The 19,374-nt window shown below is 63.4% G+C and carries 14 protein-coding genes, 1 tRNA gene and 2 pseudogenes; 10 read left to right on the top strand and 7 right to left on the bottom strand.

Annotated elements, in window-relative coordinates; all coding sequences use genetic code 11:
• Window positions 1-14 precede the first annotated feature (14 nt).
• The 8 genes from tolR to ACNFG0_RS18635 all read left to right on the top strand — a co-directional run bounded on the left by tolR (window position 15) and on the right by ACNFG0_RS18635 (window position 5,785).
• Window positions 15-467: a protein TolR gene (gene tolR / locus ACNFG0_RS18670; protein ID WP_054890995.1), complete on the top strand. Its 453-nt coding sequence runs from the start codon at window positions 15-17 to the stop codon at window positions 465-467.
• The gene (tolA, locus tag ACNFG0_RS18665) at window positions 464-1,483 is read left to right on the top strand and encodes a cell envelope integrity protein TolA (protein ID WP_416765978.1); all 1,020 of its coding nucleotides are present in this window, start codon (window positions 464-466) and stop codon (window positions 1,481-1,483) included. The genes tolR and tolA overlap by 4 nt, the downstream gene beginning before the upstream one ends.
• Window positions 1,484-1,509: 26 nt before the next feature.
• The gene (gene tolB / locus ACNFG0_RS18660; protein ID WP_230381166.1) at window positions 1,510-2,781 is read left to right on the top strand and encodes a Tol-Pal system beta propeller repeat protein TolB; all 1,272 of its coding nucleotides are present in this window, start codon (window positions 1,510-1,512) and stop codon (window positions 2,779-2,781) included.
• Between the two features lie 54 nt (window positions 2,782-2,835).
• Entirely contained in the window at window positions 2,836-3,336 is a 501-nt protein-coding gene (gene pal / locus ACNFG0_RS18655) for a peptidoglycan-associated lipoprotein Pal (RefSeq protein WP_084854489.1), read from the top strand.
• 6 nt (window positions 3,337-3,342) lie between these two features.
• Window positions 3,343-4,149 (top strand): tol-pal system protein YbgF, encoded by an 807-nt coding sequence (gene ybgF / locus ACNFG0_RS18650; protein WP_196144901.1) that lies wholly within the window; start codon window positions 3,343-3,345, stop codon window positions 4,147-4,149.
• A gap of 160 nt (window positions 4,150-4,309) precedes the next feature.
• Window positions 4,310-4,957, top strand: a complete 648-nt coding sequence (gene queE, locus ACNFG0_RS18645; RefSeq protein ID WP_196144902.1) for a 7-carboxy-7-deazaguanine synthase QueE — start codon at window positions 4,310-4,312, stop codon at window positions 4,955-4,957.
• A gap of 16 nt (window positions 4,958-4,973) precedes the next feature.
• Window positions 4,974-5,648: a 7-cyano-7-deazaguanine synthase QueC gene (queC, locus tag ACNFG0_RS18640; protein ID WP_416765967.1), complete on the top strand. Its 675-nt coding sequence runs from the start codon at window positions 4,974-4,976 to the stop codon at window positions 5,646-5,648.
• A gap of 61 nt (window positions 5,649-5,709) precedes the next feature.
• A tRNA-Lys gene (locus tag ACNFG0_RS18635) sits at window positions 5,710-5,785 on the top strand.
• A 195-nt stretch (window positions 5,786-5,980) separates the two neighbouring features.
• Here the strand turns inward: ACNFG0_RS18635 and ACNFG0_RS18630 are convergent.
• The 7 genes and pseudogenes from ACNFG0_RS18630 to ACNFG0_RS18600 form a co-directional block, all read right to left on the bottom strand.
• Entirely contained in the window at window positions 5,981-7,276 is a 1,296-nt protein-coding gene (locus tag ACNFG0_RS18630; protein ID WP_416765965.1) for an NAD(P)/FAD-dependent oxidoreductase, read from the bottom strand.
• Window positions 7,277-7,351: 75 nt separating this feature from the next.
• The gene (locus tag ACNFG0_RS18625) at window positions 7,352-8,902 is read right to left on the bottom strand and encodes an amino acid permease (RefSeq protein WP_416765964.1); all 1,551 of its coding nucleotides are present in this window, start codon (window positions 8,900-8,902) and stop codon (window positions 7,352-7,354) included.
• Window positions 8,903-9,385: 483 nt separating this feature from the next.
• Window positions 9,386-11,155, bottom strand: coding sequence for a phosphoethanolamine transferase CptA (locus ACNFG0_RS18620; protein ID WP_416765962.1), 1,770 nt, complete (start codon window positions 11,153-11,155; stop codon window positions 9,386-9,388).
• Window positions 11,156-11,275: 120 nt separating this feature from the next.
• A complete protein-coding gene (locus ACNFG0_RS18615; RefSeq protein ID WP_196144907.1) occupies window positions 11,276-12,223 on the bottom strand; it encodes a cation diffusion facilitator family transporter in 948 nt (315 codons plus the stop codon).
• Window positions 12,224-12,292: 69 nt separating this feature from the next.
• Window positions 12,293-12,805 (bottom strand): annotated as a pseudogene (locus ACNFG0_RS18610) (methyl-accepting chemotaxis protein); the annotation flags it as partial.
• Between the two features lie 345 nt (window positions 12,806-13,150).
• Window positions 13,151-14,200 (bottom strand): annotated as a pseudogene (locus ACNFG0_RS18605) (HAMP domain-containing protein); the annotation flags it as partial.
• 283 nt (window positions 14,201-14,483) lie between these two features.
• Window positions 14,484-15,836 carry an APC family permease gene (locus ACNFG0_RS18600; protein WP_196155652.1) on the bottom strand — a complete coding sequence of 451 codons (1,353 nt, stop codon included), beginning with the start codon at window positions 15,834-15,836 and terminating at the stop codon, window positions 14,484-14,486.
• 505 nt (window positions 15,837-16,341) lie between these two features.
• Between ACNFG0_RS18600 and ACNFG0_RS18595 the strand changes: the two genes are divergently transcribed.
• Together ACNFG0_RS18595 and nadA are read left to right on the top strand one after the other, a co-directional pair.
• On the top strand, window positions 16,342-17,850 hold the full coding sequence (locus tag ACNFG0_RS18595) for a YdgA family protein (RefSeq protein ID WP_416765960.1): 1,509 nt from the start codon (window positions 16,342-16,344) through the stop codon (window positions 17,848-17,850).
• Between the two features lie 309 nt (window positions 17,851-18,159).
• The gene (gene nadA, locus ACNFG0_RS18590; protein WP_196144911.1) at window positions 18,160-19,218 is read left to right on the top strand and encodes a quinolinate synthase NadA; all 1,059 of its coding nucleotides are present in this window, start codon (window positions 18,160-18,162) and stop codon (window positions 19,216-19,218) included.
• Window positions 19,219-19,374: the final 156 nt, after the last annotated feature.

Below are 19,374 nucleotides of genomic sequence, written 5' to 3'. Positions count from 1 at the left end.
TCAGGTAGAAGCCCATGGCCCGAGTTCGCCACAAACGCAAGCCGGTCGCCGAGATGAACGTGGTGCCCTACATCGACGTGATGCTGGTGCTGCTGGTCATCTTCATGGTGACCGCTCCCATGCTCAACCAGGGCGTGAAGGTCGACCTGCCCAAGGTTTCCAGCGAAGCCTTGCCCCAGGACAACAACGTTCAGATCCTGACCATCTCGATCAAGGCCGACAAGACCTACTATTGGAACCTCGGCAGCGAGGTCGACACCGACAAGCAGATGGACAAGGCCATGACCTTGCCGGAAATGACCAACGCGGTGACCAAGATCATTGCCGCCGGTCGTGACCAGGGCAAGCAGACCCAGGTCTTCATCCGCGGCGACAAGGCCGTCGACTACGGCGCGGTCATGGGCGCCATGGGTGGGTTGCAGAAGGCCGGTGTCGGTAACGTTGGCCTGATTACCGAGGCGCCCTGATGCAACAGCGAGAGCCATCCGCCTCGGAAAGCTACTTCTGGCCCAGTGTCTGGGCCATCGGCCTGCATGTGCTGGTATTCGCGATGCTGTTCGTCAGCTTCGCCATGACGCCTGAGCTGCCACCGTCCAAGCCAATCGTCCAGGCCACGCTCTACCAGCTCAAATCCAAGAGCCAGGCGACCACCCAGACCAACCAGAAGATCGCCGGGGAAGCGAAGAAAACCGCTTCGCGCCAGACCGAGGTCGAGCAACTGGAACAGAAGAAGGTCGAGCAGGAAGCCATCAAGGCCGCGGAACAAAAGAAAGCCGACGCCGCTCAAAAGGCCGAAGAGGCCCGCGAGGCCGCCGAGGCGAAGAAGGCCGAAGAGGCTGCCAAGGCCGCCGAAGCCAAGAAGGCCGCCGAGAAGCAGCAGGCCGACATCGCCAAGAAGAAGGCCGAGCAGGAGGCGAAGAAGCAGGCCGAGGAAGAAGCCAAGAAGAAGGCAGCCGAGGAGGCGAAGAAAAAAGCCGCCGAGGACGCCAAGAAGAAAGCGGCGGCCGAGCAGGCCAAGAAGAAGGCAGCCGAAGACGCCAAGAAAAAGGCGGCAGCGGATGCCCAGAAGAAAAAGGCCCAGGAAGCGGCCCGCAAGGCAGCGGAGGACAAGAAAGCCCAGGCCCTGGCCGAGCTGTTGTCCGACACCACCGAGCGGCAGCAGGCCCTGGCCGATGAGCGTGGCGATGAAGTGGCCGGCGATTTCGACGACCTGATTCGCATGCGGGCAGCCGAAGGTTGGGCACGTCCGCCGTCCGCACGCAGGGGCATGACGGTAGTCCTGCAGATCAACATGTTGCCCGATGGCACCATCACCAATGTCAGCGTGGCGCGCTCCAGCGGCGACGGCCCGTTCGACGCCTCGGCGGTGGCAGCGGTGAAGAACATTGGTCGTTTGACCGAAATGCAGGGCTTGAAGCCGAACGAGTTCAATCCGTATCGTTCATTCAAGATGACATTTACACCTGAGGATCTTGCGTTGTGATTAAACGTCTGAAAGGACTGCTGGTCATGCTCTGCTGCGTGGCAGGTATGGCCGTGGCAGAGGAAAAGAACATCCTGGTCACCAGCGGCAGCGACCGGGCGACCCCGATCGCGGTGGTGCCGTTCGGCCTGCAGGGTGGCAGCGTGCTGCCGGAAGACATGGCCGAGATCATCGGCAATGACCTGCGCAACTCCGGTTACTACTCGCCCATCCCACGGCAGAACATGATCAGCCAGCCGAGCCAGGCCAGCGAAGTGATCTTCCGCGACTGGAAGGCCCTGGGCGCCCAGTACGTGATGGTCGGCAGCATCGTGCCGGCCGGCGGTCGCCTGCAGGTGCAGTACGCCCTGTTCAACGTCGCTACCGAGCAGCAAGTGCTGACCGGCAGCGTCGCCGGCGGCGTCGACCAGCTGCGCGACATGGCGCACTACATCGCCGACCAGTCGTTCGAGAAGCTCACCGGCATCAAGGGTGCATTCTCCACCCGTATGCTGTACGTGACCGCCGAGCGCTTCTCTGCCAACAACACCCGCTACACCCTGCAGCGCTCGGACTACGACGGTGCCCGCGCCGTGACCCTGCTGCAGTCCCGCGAGCCGATCCTGTCGCCGCGCTTCGCGCCGGACGGCAAGCGCATCGCCTATGTCTCGTTCGAGCAGAAGCGCCCGCGTATCTTCGTCCAGCACATCGACACCGGTCGCCGTGAGCAGGTCACCAACTTCGAAGGCCTCAACGGTGCTCCGGCCTGGTCGCCGGATGGTTCGCGCCTGGCCTTCGTGCTGTCCAAGGACGGCAACCCGGACATCTACGTGATGAACATGGGCTCGCGCCAGATCAGCCGCGTCACCGCCGGCCCTGGCATCAACACCGAGCCGTTCTGGGGCAAGGATGGCAACACCCTGTACTTCACCTCCGACCGTGGCGGCAAGCCGCAGGTCTACAAGACCTCCGTCAATGGTGGTGGCGCCGAGCGCGTGACCTTCGTGGGTAACTACAACGCCAACCCGAAACTGTCCGCCGACGAGAAGACCCTGGTGATGATCCATCGCCAACAGGGCTTCACCAACTTCAAGGTGGCCGCCCAGGACCTGGAGCGCGGAAGTGTAAAGATTCTTTCGGACACCAGTCTTGATGAGTCTCCCACTGTTGCGCCAAACGGCACCATGCTAATCTACGCCACCCGCCAGCAGGGCCGGGGAGTCTTGATGCTCGTCTCTCTCAACGGACGCGTGAGGCTCCCGCTTCCTACCGCGCAAGGCGAAGTCAGAGAACCGTCCTGGTCCCCTTACCTGAACTGATTGCGGCGTAACACTATTTGCTTAACACACTGGGGTTTCATTAGGAGTTTCACGATGGAAATGCTGAAGTTTGGTAAATTCGCTGCGCTGGCTCTGGCCATGGCCGTAGCTGTAGGTTGCTCCTCCAAGGGCGGTGACAACGCTGGCGAAGGCGCCGCTGTTGACCCGAACGCTGGCTACGGTGCCAACACCGGCGCTGTCGACGGCAGCCTGAGCGAAGAAGCCGCCCTGCGCGCAATCACCACCTTCTACTTCGAATACGACAGCTCGGACCTGAAGCCAGAAGCCATGCGCGCCCTGGACGTTCATGCCAAGGACCTGAAAGCCAACGGCAACCGCGTTGTCCTGGAAGGCCACACCGACGAGCGCGGTACTCGCGAGTACAACATGGCTCTGGGCGAGCGTCGTGCCAAGGCCGTTCAGCGCTACCTGGTTCTGCAGGGCGTTTCCCCTGCTCAGCTGGAACTGGTTTCCTACGGCGAAGAGCGTCCAGTTGCCACTGGTGGCGACGAGCAGTCCTGGGCTCAGAACCGTCGCGTAGAACTGCGTAAGTAAGTTCCTATGCGTATGTGCCGTCGTGCTGTAACCGTCCTCGCACTCAGCCTGCCGCTCGCGGCCTGGGCTGAGGTTCCCGTAGTAGATGACAACGCAAGCGGCTATCCGCCTGCGGGTTATGGCACGAGCGGCGCCTATGCCGGGGCAGGGGCTTCGACCCCTGCCTCTGCACAGGGCCAGCTGTTCATGCAGCTGCAGCAGATGCAGGACCAGATTTCCCGCCAGCAGGGCATCATCGAAGAGCTGCAGAACGATGTGGCCCGCATGAAGCAGGAAAGCCTGGAGCGTTACAAGGATCTGGACAGCCGCATCAACAGTGGTGCCGCGCCTGCCCAGGCTCCCGAGAATTCTTCCACCGGTGGTGCCGCCAATGCCGCCGCCGGTGCTGCCGCTGGCGCCGCTGCCCAACAGCCGGCTGCCAGCAGCGAACCCGGTGATCCGGCGAAAGAGAAGCTCTATTACGACGCCGCTTTCGACCTGATCAAGCAGAAGGACTTCGACAAGGCCAGCCAGGCCTTCGCCGCCTTCCTGCGCAAGTACCCCAACAGCCAGTACGCCGGCAACGCCCAGTACTGGCTTGGCGAGGTCAACCTGGCCAAGGGCGACCTGCAAGGTGCCAGCCAGGCCTTCGCCAAGGTCGGCCAGCTGTATCCCAAGCACAGCAAAGTGCCTGATTCGCTGTACAAACTGGCGGACGTCGAGCGCCGCATGGGCCACACCGACAAGGTCAAGGGCATCCTGCAGCAGGTCATCACCCAGTACCCCGGCACCTCTGCCGCACAACTGGCCCAGCGCGACCTGCAAAAGCTCTGAATATCGCCTGACGAAAGAAACCCGCGCTTGTCGCGGGTTTTTTCGTTAGAATCTTGGCCCTTTTTTCGTAAACACGCTGTTGCGGATAACGCTATGTCGAGTCCGTGCCAGTGCCTGACGGAGGCGGACAGCCTGTTTAGCTGTCACGCCCGTGGCGACCATGCAAGACACATTACGCATCACCGAAGTCTTTTACTCGTTGCAGGGTGAAACACGAACGGCGGGGCTGCCCACCGTATTCGTGCGTCTCACCGGCTGCCCATTGCGCTGCCAGTACTGCGACAGTGCCTACGCCTTCAGCGGCGGCACCCTTCGTACCCTTGACGATATTCTCGAGCAGGTGGCGGGGTTTCGGCCGCGCTATGTCTGCGTGACCGGGGGCGAACCCTTGGCCCAGCCCAACGTGTTGCCACTGCTGCAGCGCCTGTGCGACGCCGGCTACGAGGTGTCCCTGGAAACCAGCGGTGCCCTGGATATCGCCCGCGTCGATACCCGCGTAAGCCGCGTGGTCGACCTCAAGACCCCGGGCTCGGAGGAGTCGCACCGTAACCGTTACGAGAACATCGAGCTGCTGACCCGTAACGACCAGGTCAAGTTCGTGATCTGTTCCCGCGAGGACTACGACTGGGCGGTCTCGAAACTGATCCAGTACAACCTGGCCGAGCGCGCGGGCGAAGTGCTGTTTTCGCCCAGCCACCACCAGGTGAATGCCACCGACCTGGCCGATTGGATCGTCGCCGACAACCTGCCCGTGCGCTTCCAGCTGCAGTTGCACAAACTGCTGTGGAACGACGAGCCAGGACGCTGAAACGAGGAGTGTGAAGATGAGTGAGAAACGCGCGGTAATCCTGCTGTCCGGCGGCCTGGACTCGGCCACCGTGGTCGCCATGGCCAAGGCCGAAGGCTACAGCTGCTACACCATGAGTTTCGATTACGGCCAGCGCCACCGCGCCGAGCTGAACGCTGCAGCGCGGGTCGCCCGGGACCTGGGTGTGGTCGAACACAAGGTGATCGGCCTGAACCTCGACGGCATCGGTGGCTCGGCCCTGACCGATACCAGCATCGATGTGCCCGAGGCGCCGGGTGAAGGCATTCCGGTCACCTACGTGCCAGCCCGTAACACTGTCTTCCTGTCCCTGGCCCTGGGGTGGGCGGAAGTGTTGAAGGCGCGGGACATCTTCATCGGTGTGAACGCCGTGGATTACTCGGGCTATCCGGATTGCCGCCCCGAATTCGTCGAGGCGTTCGAACGCATGGCCAACCTGGCCACCAAGGCGGGCGTGGAAGGGCAGGGCTTCCGGATCCAGGCCCCGCTGCAGAACCTGAGCAAGGCGCAGATCGTTCAGGCGGGTATGGCCCGTGGCGTGGACTACAGCCTGACGGTATCGTGCTACCAGGCTGACGACGACGGCCGTGCCTGTGGAAAGTGCGACAGCTGCCGCCTGCGCGCCGAGGGCTTCAAGGCGGCGGGTGTCGAGGACCCGACGCGATATTTTTAAAAAAAGTTGCGATGGGGTGTTGATTTCCCGTTAGAAATCAGTATTATACGCGCCATCCAACGGGTCGTTAGCTCAGTTGGTAGAGCAGTTGGCTTTTAACCAATTGGTCGTAGGTTCGAATCCTACACGACCCACCATATACGAAGAGCCCGCCTTTCAAGGCGGGCTTTTTCATTTTCACGGCATCCGAGCCTGTCACCCTGCCTTCTGTAGAGGCGGGCTCGCCCCGCGATCAAGGGCGAAGCCCTTGCCATTCTGAACTGCCCACCCGGACCGTCGCATCGCCATCCTCACAAACCCATCCGCGATTCCATCGTCCGACGAACCCTGCCTCAGCCGGCCTTGTTCAACCGCCGTGCATCGAACGCATCGATCGCCTGGTACGCGGTATAAGTCGCCTGCGCCGCCAGCAAACCGGCGACGCCAAAGGTGCGTGTGAGGCCGAACTGCCCGAAGCCTGCCGGTACGGGTAACCTGCGCGCGATGGCGTCGGCCAGCACCTCGCCCGCCACCGTGGTGGGCGCCATGCCGTGGCCGCCGAAGCCTACCGCATGCCAGATGCCGTTGTCGTCCTGGCCGATCTGCGCCATCTGATGGCGCCCGTAGCTCATCAGGCCACCCCAGGAATAGTCGATGTCCACGTCCTCGAGCTGGGGGTAGACCGTGGCCAGGTCGGCCTTGAGCAGCTTGGCGATGGCTTCGGGGCTGCGATCGAGGATGGAAATGCGCCCGCCCCAGAGGATGCGGTTGTCCTTGAGCGGGCGGTAGTAGTCGAAGGCGAAGCGGGTGTCGTAGATCGCCGACTCGCAGGCGATCGCGTCCTTCAGTCGCTCACCCAGAGGCTCGGTGGCGACCACATAGGTGGCGATGGGCAGCACCGCGCGTTCCACCGGGGGATAGACGCCACGGGCGTAGCCGCCGCCGGAGAACACAACCTCTTCGGCGTGGATTTCGCCGCCCTCGGTTTGCACGACATATTTGCCGGCGCATTTTTCGATGGCCAGTACGGGAGACTGTTCGAACAGGCGCGCGCCGAGCTCGGTAAGGGCTCGGGCCACGCCGCAGACGTATTTGAGCGGGTGGAAATGGAAGGCATTGCGTTCGAGCAGCCCGCCGTAATAGCGATCGGTCTTGAGCATTTCCTTCAGCTCGCCAGGCGCGATGTATTCCCACTCGACGCCGTAGGCTTCTTTCATCAGCTGGCGGGGTTTCTCCAGGCGCGACGGGTCATTGAACCAGTTGGCCAGGATCACCCCTTTGTCCACCAGGTCGCAGTCGATGCTGTAGTGACGGGCTCGGCTGCGGATCAGCTCGACCGCGTCGAGCGTCAGTTGGTACAGGCGCCGCGCTTCTTGTGCACCCAGGGTGTCGAGCAGGTCGCCGTTGCCCAGGCTATAGCCGCCGAAGACGAAACCGCCGTTGCGCCCGGATGCACCATGCCCCACCCGGTGCGACTCCAGCACCACCACGCCGGTGATGCCACGCTCGGCGAGGCCCAGAGCGGTCGACAGGCCTGCCAGCCCACCTCCCAGGATGCAGACGCGGGTATCGGTGCGGCCGGTGTGGGCCGGGTACGCAACCCGATCGACGGAGGCTTCGTAGAAAGATTGAAGGAAGTCGGTGCTCATCGCTCGGTCCATGCGGTAGTGGCGCCGGGCCGAGGGTTGCCCGGCGCTGTGAACAAAGGAAGGTCAGGCGGACGTTTATGGGCTGGTGATCGCCAGGCCGCTGGCGTCGTTTTCGGTGCTGGTGCGCGCTTGTCGGCGGCGAACCTCGATAACGCTGAAATCCATGTCCCGGTAGCGAACGATGCGCGAGCGGGTGATCACTTTGTGGCCAAGCCACATCACCACGAACAGCACCAGGCCGATATAGGTCGCGGTGGCACCCATCCAGTCGATGCGATCGCCGATGAACGCCTGATAGTTCTGGCCCAGCATCACCACCATGCACAGGGCGAAGGCGAAGAACGGCCCGAACGGGAAGAACTTCGAGACATAGGGCAGCTTGTCCAGGCTATGGCCCGCCAGTTTGTAGCCGCGACGGAAGCGGTAATGGCTGATGGCGATGCCCAGCCAGGCGATGAAGCCCAGCATGCCGGAGGTGTTGAGCAGCCACAGGTAGAGCTTGCCGGGGCTGAACAGGAAGCTCAGCAGGCACAGGCCGGCCACCACCGAGGTCGCCAGCAAGGCCCACACCGGTGTGCCCGAGCGGGTGACCTTGGCGAACAGTGCGGGCGCCTTGCGCTCCACGGCCAGGCTGTAGAGCATGCGCGAGGAGGCGTACATCCCGGAATTACCGGCCGAGAGCACCGAGGTCAGGATCACGGCATTCATGATGGCCGCGGCGGCCAGCATGTCGGCCTTCTGGAAGATCAGCGTGAAGGGGCTGATGGTGATGTCCGAAAGGCCGTCCTTGAGCAGGCGTGGGTCGGTGTAGGGGATCAGCAGGCCGATCACGATGATGGTGCAGACGTAGAACAGCAGGATGCGCCAGAAGATCTGGCGCACCGCCTTGGGAATGTTGCGCCCGGGGTTCTCGGTTTCCCCGGCGGCGATGCCGACGAATTCAGTGCCCTGGAACGAGAAGCCGACGATCATGGCCACGCCGATCAGCGCAGGCAGGCCGCCGGCGATCGGTGCGTCGCCGATCTGCCACAGGTGCGCACCGCCATCCTGGCCGCCCTCGACGATGCCCATCAGCATCAGCACGCCCATGATGATGAAGGCGATGATGGTGATCACCTTGATCAGCGCGAACCAGAACTCCGTCTCGCCGAAGAAGCGCACCGAGGCGACGTTCAGGGCGAACAACAGGCCCAGGAACACCGCGCTCCAGAGCACCCCAGGTGTGTCCGGGAACCAGTAGGCCATGATGATCTGCACGGCGACCAGGTCCACGGCGATGGTCACCGCCCAGGAGTACCAGTAATTCCAGCCCAGGGCGAAGCCGAAGCTTTCATCCACGTACCGCGAGGCGTAGGTGGAGAACGAGCCGCTGACCGGCATGCAGGCAGCCAATTCGCCCAGGCTGGTCATCAGGAAGTACACCATCAGGCCGATGATCGCGAAGGAGAGCAGGGCGCCGCCGGGGCCTGACTGGGCGATGGTGGCGCCGGAAGACACGAACAGGCCGGTGCCAATCGAGCCGCCGATGGCGATCATGTTCAGGTGGCGGCTGTTGAGGGTGCGTTTCAGATGGCCCGCGGGCTTGTCCGCGGCAGTCGAACGTGCGTGTTCATTGGAATGGGTCATGGGCAACCTATTTGACCTGCGTTCAGTTTGAGTTTTTTGTTCTTGTTTTGCCCTGGCTGGCGCGTCGTGCTTCGCGCGGGCCAGGCTGTACGGCCCAAGGTTCAAGAATTCGCTCGCCACGAATGGCGGGCGATTTCATTGACCGGCGTCAGTATCGGCCTGCGAAGTGCTGACCAACAAACGACCTTTAGGCACTAAATCATTCTTTTTTGGAATGAAGTTAGGTTATGGCAGGTTTTAGGGTGACTGATTGGTCATATGGCGAAATGCCGGTTTAGAGCGTCTTCTGCGGGTCGCATAGCGTCAAAATGTAATTTGCTTGTGTCGATTTGTGCGTTTTGACGACTGGATCTATCAAAATGACAGGAAAAAAATTCATCTTATGAGATGGAGTACCGTGGGGAGAGGGAGGCATAGAGAGGGCTGCGTTGCAGCCCGATCGCGGGGCAAGCCCGCTCAGGATGGGCGGGCAGGGGGGAGAGGTCAGCCTTCGTGGGGCTGGGCGCGGCTGGTGATGGCGGTTTTCTGTTCGTGCACGGGGTTGTCTTGCGGCAGCTGGTCGAACTCGCGCAGGCCGTCCTTGCGGTACGGGTCGCCGATCCAGCGCGGCGCCACCATGAACTGTGGGCTCACCAAGCTCTTGGCCGGCTCGAAACGGTCATAGCTGAGCCCGGCGAGGTCAGAGAGGGTATGGATCAGGTGCGAGCTGCTATAGGGCCGGTCGGTCATCGCTTGCAGGTCGCGAGGGTGGTCGGCTTGCCAGCTTGGCGAGGTCCATAACAGGAATGGGATGGTGTACATCGGCCGGGTCGGCGCGTTCTCGTTGCGGCCCAGGCGGTCATGGTCGCCGGAGCTGTAGACGTCTTCACCATGGTCGGAGAGGTACAGCAGGAAGCCATTGGGCGTCGACGCCGAGTAGCGCTGGATCAGGCTGGAGACTACATGGTCGTTGTACAGCACCGCATTGTCGTAGAAGTTGTAGGTTTCCACTTGGCTGGGGGTCAAGCCGGCAGGCACGCCCTGGCTGTCCTTGAAGCGCTCGTACGCATCCGGATAGCGGTAGCGGTAGTCCATGTGGGTGCCCAGCAGGTGGACGATGATGAACTTCTTCTGTGCGGGGTCCTGCAGCGCTTTTTCGAATGGCGCCAGCACCACTTCGTCGTACTGGCTGGCGTTCTGGTTGCGCTGGTTGTTCAGGTAGACCGGCGCATCCGTCTGCTGGGAGAAGGTGGTGAGCATGGTGTTGCGCTTGGTCATCGTCTGCTGGTTGGTGATCCAGAAGGTCTTGTAGCCTGCCTGTTTCATCAGGTTGATCAGCGAAGGGTCGGTCAGGAAGCGGTCCGGGCTCTTCTGGTCACCGAAGGTCAGGATCTGCTGCATCACCTCGATGGTGTAGGGTCGCGGCGACACCACGTTGCGGAATACCGTCAGTTGCTTGTCTGCGCTGGCCAGGGCGTCGAGGTTGGGGGTGGTCGGCCGACCGTAGCCGTACAGGTGCATGTGTTCGCGCGTGGTCGACTCGCCCAATACCAGCACCAGGGTGCGCGGCGCATCGCCGCTGCTGTCCTTCAGGCCCTGCAGCGGCGGCAGCGAGGCGTTCTGCTCCAGCAGCTTCTGCATATTGTCCAACTGCTGGCGGTATTGCTGGTAGCCGACCAGCAATTGCCAGGGCACCGCAGGCTCCATGCGTAGTTGGACCTTTTCCAGGGCATCGGCGAAGTTGCGCTGCTGGGTCACCATCTGTTTATAGAAGGGGTAGACCAGGTTCGCCGCCAGCAGCAGGATCACCAGCGGCGCCCGGCTGCGCAGGGGCAGGGTGACCGGGCGCACGCGCTTCCACAGCAGTACCGCCACCACGGTATAGAGCGCCAGCGCCAGGCACAGCCCGACACTGAAGTACTGGCTGAAATATTCCCCGGCTTCGGCAGTGTTCGACTCGAACATCACGAAGATCACGCTCTGCGAGAACTCCTGGCGGTAGATGCCGAAGTAGCTCAGGCCCACCAGTGAGGCGGCCCAGAGCACCACACCGATCACCGCGCTGAGGGTGCGGGTGTAGCGCGGCAGCAGCAGAACCGGGGCGAACCAGAGGGTGCTGAGGAAAAGCGAGTCACGGAAGCCGGAAAACCCGGTGGTGCCGCTGAACATCAGCAGCGCCTGGGTGACGCCTGAGAAATACCAGAAGAACAGCAGGAGCCAGCCCAGGCCGGCCCAGTCGATGCCTTTTCGTGTTGTTGGGGTAGTGCTTGCCACGTGCGCCTCGTCGAACCTTGATGGCAGCCGGGTGTGCCGGCTGCCGGGAAGGCTGCGACGCTAATGGAGCGGCTGTGAAAATAACGTCAATCGTTCATGGAAAAAGCCGTGGCCTGGCGCTTATTCGGCCCATTCCGGATCGCCGGTAAATACCACCGTGAGCCAGCGGTCCGGCCCTTCGCCGCCGATGGCTTCGCCGATCTCGTCGCGCAGGGCGTCCCACTCGGCGATGGTGCGGGCGGCCATGGTGGTCGGCACGATGAAATACAGCTCGATCTCCCGCGAGCGACCGACCTTGGCTACATAGGCGCGGTACGACTGTAGGCCGTGCCGCCCGACGAAAGCCTGGGCCACGTCATCGACGTGCTGCTTGAGGTCGCTCGGGGTCACCAGGAACATGTCCGCCAGCGCCTGGCGCACTACCGACATCGGCAGCGGGATGATCACCAGGCACACCAAGGCCAGCACGGCCGGGTCGATGTAGGGTGAAAGCCAGGCCCACTCGGTGCCTTGCACCAGATAGCCGAAGCAGAAGGCGACCAGCAAGGCGGCGGTGATGCTGGCCGACATCACCCAGCCCTTGACGTCCATGCGCACGAAGTCCGAGCCGAGCGTGCGGTTGGCACGGGCCTCGGCGATGGCGATGGCCAGGCAGGCGACGACGGTGACCGCGGCATACACCAAGGCCACGCCGAACTCCAGGTCGCGGCCGCCTTCGAGCAGGCTGCTGATGGCGTTGATCAGGGCGTAGGCGGCCACGCCGGTCAGCAGGATGCCGTTGAGCGCCAGAACCATCGGCTCCAGGTGCCAGAAGCCCATGGTGAAGCGCTCGCGCAGCTTGCGCGACATGCGCTCGGCATGGGCGTGGGAGGTGATCAGCTTGACCACCACCAGCGACAGCCCGCTCATGCTGGCGTCCACCAGTGAGTAGACGCCGTCGAAGACGATCGAGAACGAGCCTGACGCCAGGCCGAAGGCAATGCCGATCACAGCGATGAACAAAGTGACGGCGATGGACGTGCGCAGCACGCCCTGTTCACTCGTCAGGTCGAAAAACGGTTTTCCCATCATGGGCTCCATGTCTGATTTCACCGGCCCCCTGTGGGCGCGGGCCAAGCCCGCTCAGGGGGAGGGCGGCTATACCTTGAACTGTTCCATCAAGGCCTGTTGCTGGTTGGCAAGGCGGTTCAGCGCCTGGCTGATCCGCGCCGACTCGTCGGCCTGGCCCGACAGCGACTCGGTCACATCGCGGATACCGGCGACGTTGCGGTTGACCTCCTCGGCCACCGCGCTCTGCTCCTCGGCCGCCGAGGCGATCTGCAAGTTCATGTCGCTGATCACCGCCACCGCTTCGCCGATCCGCTGCAGGGCCGGCAGGGCCTGTTCCATGCGCGTGGCGCTGTCGCGGGCCTGGCGCTGACCTTCGTGCATGGCGCCGACCACATCGTGGGTGCCTTGCTGCAGGCCTTCGATCACCTGGCGGATTTCCTCCACCGAGACCTGCGTGCGTTGAGCCAGGCCGCGCACCTCGTCGGCGACCACGGCGAAGCCGCGACCGGCCTCGCCCGCGCGGGCGGCTTCGATGGCGGCGTTCAGCGCCAGCAGGTTGGTCTGTTCGGCGATGGTGCGAATCACCTCGAGTACCGTGCCGATCTGCTCGCTGCGTCCGGCCAGGGCGCGTGCCTGCTCCATGGCGGCATCCATGTCCGCCACCAGCCGGTCGATGGCCTGGCGGGTCACGGCCACCAGTTCCAGACCTTCATGGGTGGCCTGGTCGGCGCCGCGCGCGGCTTGGGCCGCCTGGGATGCGTTGCGGGCGACGTCTTGGGCGGTGGCGCTCATCTCATTGGCGGCGGTGGCCACCTGTTCGATTTCCCGCTGCTGTTGCTGCATGCCGCCGCTGGTCTGGCTGGCGATGGCGGCGGACTGGTCGGCCGTGCCCCGGGCCTGCTGGAGCGAGCCCTTGACCTGGGCGATCACCGGCTGGAGCTTGTCGAGAAAGCGGTTGAACCAGCCGCTCAACTGGCCCAGTTCGTCCTCGCGGGTGTAATCCAGGCGTCGGGTCAGGTCGCCTTCACCGCTGGCGATGTCGCGCAGGCGTTCGGCCACGGCGAGGATCGGCCGGGTTACGCCGCGGGCGGTCAGCCACACCAGCAGCAGGCCGAGCACCGCGGCCGCGAGGCCGACCAGCAGGCTGGTGAGGTTGGCGGCCTGGTTGCGTGCGTCCAGGCGTTGATTGAGCGCCACCGCAGGTGCCTGCAGGACGGCTTCCGGCAGTTCCAGCAGCACGTGCCAGGGCGTTGCATCGGGAATCGGCGCGAATGGGCGGGAGATGCGCATCAGGCCGTTTTCAAGCTGTTCCACCGGCTGGCCGGCGGCCATCGACGCTGCCAGCTCACGCGCCTGTTCGCCGTAGGCCTGGGTCACCGTCTTGCTCAACTGTGCGTTGTCCTGGCTATGGCCGGCCAGAAGGCCCGCAGGGCTGACGATGCTGACCTGGCCCTGGCCTTCGAACAGCTCCTGACGGCCCGCCAGGCTCAGTTGCTGCAGATTGTCCAGGCCGATGTCCAGGCCGACCACGCCGACCACCTGGCCGTTGTCCAGCAGCGGCAGGGCGATGCTGGTCATCAATACCTGGCGGCCGTTGACCTCGTCGAAATACGGGTCGAGCACGCAGGGTTTGGCGGTTTCCAGCGGGCAGGTCAGCCAGCGGTTGTAGGGCGAGCCGTTGGCCGCGGTACGGGTGTCGGCCAGCATCGATTCGGGCATCGTCTCCGACTCCAGCGTGCCGGGGCTGGGCTGCGACCAGTACAGCGAATAGCGCCCGCTGTCGTTGCTGCCCTGGGCATCCTGACCAATGAAGCGGGCATCCTGCTGGTCCAGTGCGTTGGGTTGGAATACCAGGTACAGGCCGATCAGGTCGCGGTTGCCGGCCAGGGCTGCGCGGGCTTGAGCGTTCAATTCGGTGCGCAGGTCGTCGCCGCCGCGGGTCCTGAGCACCTGCACCAGGCGGGCGAAACCATTGCCGTACTGGTAGGCGTCCATGAAATAGCGCTGGATGCGCAGGGCCTGGGTTTCGGCATGGGCCTGCAGGCGTAGGCGGGCGCTGTGGTCGAGCAACTCGGTATTGGCCTGGAAGACGTCGGTCGCGCTGCGTCTGGCCTGGGTCAGGGAGGTGGCGACCAGCAACGCGACGATGGCCAGCAGGCACAGGCCGGCGAGCAGGGTGATTTTCCACTGGATGGAGAGGCGGCGCAGGAACATGGGAGCTTTCCTTCTCGTCAAGGACAACGCCCGCGTCAGGCGCGGGCGTTGTCGGCAGGCAGTCTCATTCGGCCATGTAGCTCGGTGGCGCTACCCGGAACGCCTTGGTCAACCAGGCAAGGTATAGCACGCCCCCCAGTGCCCAGACGCCGCCGAACAGCAACGAGTGCACGTCCAGGTTCAGCCAGAGCCTGGCAATGATGCAAAAGCCGATGGTGGGCAGTACCAAGTATTTGATCTTGTTCGCCAGGCCTTTGTTCAGGCCTTCGCGCAGGTAGCAATGGCTGATCACCGAGAGGTTGACGAAGCTGAAGGCCACCAGTGCGCCGAAGTTGATGATCGAAGTGGCGGTCACCAGGTCGAAGAAGATCGCCGAGAGTGCGATCAGGCCGACCACGGCGATGTTCAGCACCGGCGTCTTGTAGCGTGGGTGCAGGCGGGCGAACAGGCCTTGAGGGATCACATTGTCGCGACCCATCACGTACAGCAGGCGTGAGACGCTGGTCTGCGACGCCAGCCCCGAGGCGATGGTGTTGATCACGGTGCACACCAGGAAGATCGACTGGAACAGCTTGCCGCCGACATACAGGGCGATTTCCGGCAGGGCGGCTTCCTGGTCGTGGAAGCGCGCCATGGTTGGGAAGTAGGCCTGGATGTAGAACGAGATGAAGATGAACATCGCGCCGCCGATCAGGGCGACCAGGAAGATCGCGCGGGGGATGACCTTTTCTGGCTGGCGGGTCTCCTCCGAAAGCGTGGTGACCGCGTCGAAGCCCAGGAACGAGAAGCAGAGCACGGTCGCGCCGGCGATCAGGGTATTGAGCTGGGTCTGGTCGTCGGCGAACGGCGCCAGGGTCCAGCTGGTGCCCAGGCCTTCACCTTGGTTCAGGCCGCGTATGCACAGGTAGGCGAACACCGCCATGATCACCACCTGCACGGCGACGAACAGGCCGTTGAAGCTTGCCACCCAGTTGATGCTGCGCATGTTGATCAGGCTGATCAAGGTGACGAAGCCCGTTACCCAGACCCATTGCGGCACTTCCGGGAACATGGCCGAGAGGTACAGCTTGGCCAGCAGCGCGTTGATCATCGGCAGCAGCAGGTAGTCAAGCAGCGAGGCCCAGCCCACCAGAAAGCCCATGTGCGGATTCATGGCGCGCTGAGTGTAGGTGTAGGCCGAGCCGGACTGCGGGAAGCGGCGTACCAAGGTGCCATAGCTCACCGCGGTGAAGAGGATGCCCAGCAGCGCCAGGATATAGGCGCTGGGCACATGCCCGGCGGTGATGCCAGAGACGATGCCGAAGGTGTCGAACACGGTCATCGGCGTCAGGTAGGCAAGGCCGATGATGACCACCTGCCACAAGCGCAGGGACTTGCGGAACTGGACGTTGCCGTTGGCGCTGTGGTCAGGCTGCATGCGGGCGGCGCTCCAGGGGCTGGACGACGGGCACGGTGTACGGCAGGCACGGCAAGGGCGAGCGGGTGGGCTCCATGTTGTTCACCTTTTGTTGTAGGAGCGGATCGGGGCGCGACGAGCGCCTGTATCAGAGCGGGCAGGGCCTGGGCGTCGAAGTCGGCGCGTGGGGGCTAGGGCGGATGGGTGTCATGAGCATCGGCGCAGTTCTTCTTCGTTTGTAGGCGCTGGGCGGGTGTGAAAAATAAAAAACGAATGGCGAATTTGTGTCAAGTGAAACGTGACAAGATGTAACTTTGATGAAGATTTATCGTGGTTTTTAGGGGTTTCCTGTCTTTTTGTAGGGTTTATCAAGGCCTATATCGATTTTTGTGTTCGTAAAAATTTACGATCCATGGTTTCGAGTGTCACGGGTCAGGCATCAGCTTGCCAGCAGTGATAATCTTCGCCTCCCGCGTGGCGTCGCCCGCTGCGCATCCGCCCATATGGACAGCAATCGGTTCTATTCATGAAGAAATCAGTAGGCATTCTTTCCGGCCTGGCCGTTGCCATCGCCCTCGCCACCACCGCCGGCGCCTGGTACACCGGCAAGCAGCTGCCCGCGGAGCTCGAGCGTTCCGTCGCCCAGGGCAACGAGGAATTGAAAAAGGCCATGGCCGGCACCGGCGGCAGCATGACCATTGAACTGGTCTCGCTGGAACAGCACTTCTTCACCAGTACCGCCCACTACCGCCTCAAGGCTCAGAATGTCTGGCTCGGCGAAGGCGAGCCGCTGAACTTCGACCTGGGCGTGACCGACCAGATCGAACATGGCCCGTTCCCCTGGTCGCGGGTCAAGCGCCTGAACCTGGCGCCGGTCATGGCCACCAGCAACAGCCAACTGGACAAGGATGACTTCACTGCCTCCTGGTTCGCAGCGGCGGGCGACCAGTCGCCGGTAACCGGCCAGGTGAGCCTGGGCTACGACGGCAGCCTGTCCAGCGACATCCGCCTGGCGCCGCTCAAGCTCAGCCAGGACGATGGCAGCAACCTGGACTTCTCCGGCATGCGTGTGCTGCTGCGGGGTGACCGCGAGGGCAAGGCGGTGCGCATCGATGGCAAGGCCGAGCGCCTGGAAATGAACCTGGTCGGTGCCGATCAGGCGCCGGTCAAGTTCTTGCTCAATGGCTTCAAGGTCACCGGCGATCTCAAGGGCACCGGTCATGACATGGTGTACGTCGGCAACTTCGACATGGCGTTGGCCGAGACCCAGGTCACCCTGGGTGACAAGCAGGATGTCCTGGTGCTCAAGGGGCTGGAGCAGAACAATCGCTACGACGCCGACGGTGGGGACAAGCTCTCCGGCCGGTTGGAATACAAGGTCGCCGACATCACCTATGCCGGGCGTGCGGTGGGCAGCGGGCAGATGGTCTGGAGCATGAAGTCCCTGGACATCCCGGCCATGCAGGCGCTGCTCGCCTGGTACCAGACCCGCATGCCGGAAATCCAACAGGCTGCCGCGCAAGGTGAACAGTTGCCCTCGCTCGACCTGAGCCCCGAGGAGCAGGCCAAAGTCCAGGCCGACGTGCAGAAGATGCTCGCCGCCAAGCCGCAACTGGCCCTGGAGAACCTGTCGTTCAAGACCGCCAACGGCGAGAGCCGCTTCAACCTGGCGGTCGACCTGGCCAGCCCAGCGTCCTTCGATTTGCCGGCTGACCAGCTGGGCAAGCAGATCGTCACCCGCCTTGAGGGCAAGCTGTCTGTCTCCAAGCCGATGGTCGGGGACCTGGCTACGTTGCAGGCGCTGCTCGACGGGCAGACCGACGCCCAGGCCATCGCCCAGCAGTCCAGCCAGGCTGGGGAGATGGTCGGCATGATGGCGCTGCAGAGTGGCATGGCTACGGTGGAGGGCGACAACGTGATCACTCGCCTGGATTACGCCGATGGCATGGTCGACTTCAATGGCCGCAAGATGACCGTAGAAGAATTCGCCATGCTCCTGAACGCCCATCTGGCGGCACTGTCGCCGCAAGGCTGAAGCCCATCGTACGAGGCCCTGCGGGGGGATGATTCGCCCTCCCGCAAGTTCACGGTGACCTGTGTAGCAGCGGGCTTGCCCCGCGATAGGGCCGGGGCAGGCCGCTGCCGGGCTCCGGTCCCAACCCCGGAGCCACAAAAAGCCCTTTTGCATTGCCTCGATTGTCTGTAGCCTTCGGCCTCCGATAATACGCCGTGCCCGCAGGTGGGCCGCGATGGCCAGGCCGGCCATCCGGCACCTTTAGCCGACCTGCCAGGGCCGGGTGATACACTCGAGTGACGCGCATAAGCGCCCGCAGGTCCCGTGATCATGACCCAGATTTCCGAACGCCTGTTGGTTCAAGCCCATCTTGACGCCAAGCAGCCCAACCCGCTGACGCCGCAGCAGGAGGCCGAATACCGTGCGGCCATCGCGGCCGAGCTCAAGGCCCAGAACGCCGTTCTGGTCGCCCACTATTACTGCGACCCGGTGATCCAGGCGCTGGCCGAGGAGACCGGTGGCTGCGTATCCGACTCCCTGGAAATGGCCCGCTTCGGCAAGAACCACCCCGCCAGTACGGTCGTGGTGGCCGGTGTGCGCTTCATGGGCGAGACCGCGAAGATCCTCACGCCGGAAAAGCGCGTGCTGATGCCGACGCTGGAAGCCACCTGCTCCCTCGACCTGGGTTGCCCGGTGGAGGAATTCTCGGCGTTCTGCGACCAGCACCCCGAGCGCACCGTGGTGGTCTACGCCAATACCTCGGCGGCAGTGAAGGCGCGGGCCGACTGGGTCGTCACCTCCAGCTGCGCCCTGGAAATCGTCGAGAGCCTGATGGACAACGGCGAGACCATCATCTGGGGGCCGGACCAGCACCTGGGGCGGTATATCCAGAAGCAGACCGGCGCCGACATGCTGCTGTGGGACGGTGCCTGCATCGTCCACGAGGAGTTCAAGTCGCGCCAGTTGGCCGACATGAAGGCGCTGTACCCCGATGCGGCGATCCTGGTCCATCCGGAGTCGCCGGAGTCGGTGATCGAGCTGGCCGACGCGGTGGGTTCCACCAGCCAGCTGATCAAGGCCGCCCAGACCCTGCCGAACAAGACTTTCATCGTCGCCACCGATCGCGGCATTTTCTACAAGATGCAGCAGCTGTGCCCGGACAAAGCGTTCGTCGAGGCCCCCACCGCCGGCAACGGCGCGGCGTGCCGCAGTTGTGCGCACTGCCCGTGGATGGCGATGAACACCCTCGAGCGCACCCTTGACTGCCTGCGCAAGGGCAGCAACGAGATCTTCGTCGACCCGGCGTTGGTACCCAAGGCGATCAAACCGTTGAACCGGATGCTGGACTTCACCCAGGCTGCGCGGTTGAAGCTGTCCGGTAACGCTTGAGCTGATATCAGCGGGGCTGCTTTGCAGCCCTTTCGCGGCACAAGGCCGCTCTCATAGAACAACGCATAACTATTTGATTTCGCAGGCCCTGTGGGAGCGGGCTTGTCCCGCGATTGGGCCGGGCCCGATATCACCGTCGCCTGGCAAGGGCTTCGC

It is taken from the genome of Pseudomonas sp. NY15372, from assembly GCF_048068215.1.
Classification (GTDB): domain Bacteria; phylum Pseudomonadota; class Gammaproteobacteria; order Pseudomonadales; family Pseudomonadaceae; genus Aquipseudomonas; species Aquipseudomonas guariconensis_A.
Note: the sequence above shows the minus strand (reverse complement) of the source record. Positions and strands in the feature narration are given on the sequence as shown.

Bases quoted from the DNA above. Each gene is read 5' to 3' on its own strand.
- ACNFG0_RS18600 (WP_196155652.1), bottom strand. From the start codon at position 15,836: ATGCAGCCTGACCACAGCGCCAACGGCAACGTCCAGTTCCGCAAGTCC.
- ACNFG0_RS18615 (WP_196144907.1), bottom strand. From the start codon at position 12,223: ATGGGAAAACCGTTTTTCGACCTGACGAGTGAACAGGGCGTGCTGCGC.
- nadA (WP_196144911.1), top strand. From the start codon at position 18,160: ATGACCCAGATTTCCGAACGCCTGTTGGTTCAAGCCCATCTTGACGCC.
- queE (WP_196144902.1), top strand. From the start codon at position 4,310: ATGCAAGACACATTACGCATCACCGAAGTCTTTTACTCGTTGCAGGGT.
- pal (WP_084854489.1), top strand. From the start codon at position 2,836: ATGGAAATGCTGAAGTTTGGTAAATTCGCTGCGCTGGCTCTGGCCATG.
- ACNFG0_RS18625 (WP_416765964.1), bottom strand. From the start codon at position 8,902: ATGACCCATTCCAATGAACACGCACGTTCGACTGCCGCGGACAAGCCC.
- tolB (WP_230381166.1), top strand. From the start codon at position 1,510: ATGCTCTGCTGCGTGGCAGGTATGGCCGTGGCAGAGGAAAAGAACATC.
- queC (WP_416765967.1), top strand. From the start codon at position 4,974: ATGAGTGAGAAACGCGCGGTAATCCTGCTGTCCGGCGGCCTGGACTCG.
- ACNFG0_RS18630 (WP_416765965.1), bottom strand. From the start codon at position 7,276: ATGAGCACCGACTTCCTTCAATCTTTCTACGAAGCCTCCGTCGATCGG.
- tolR (WP_054890995.1), top strand. From the start codon at position 15: ATGGCCCGAGTTCGCCACAAACGCAAGCCGGTCGCCGAGATGAACGTG.
- ybgF (WP_196144901.1), top strand. From the start codon at position 3,343: ATGCGTATGTGCCGTCGTGCTGTAACCGTCCTCGCACTCAGCCTGCCG.
- ACNFG0_RS18595 (WP_416765960.1), top strand. From the start codon at position 16,342: ATGAAGAAATCAGTAGGCATTCTTTCCGGCCTGGCCGTTGCCATCGCC.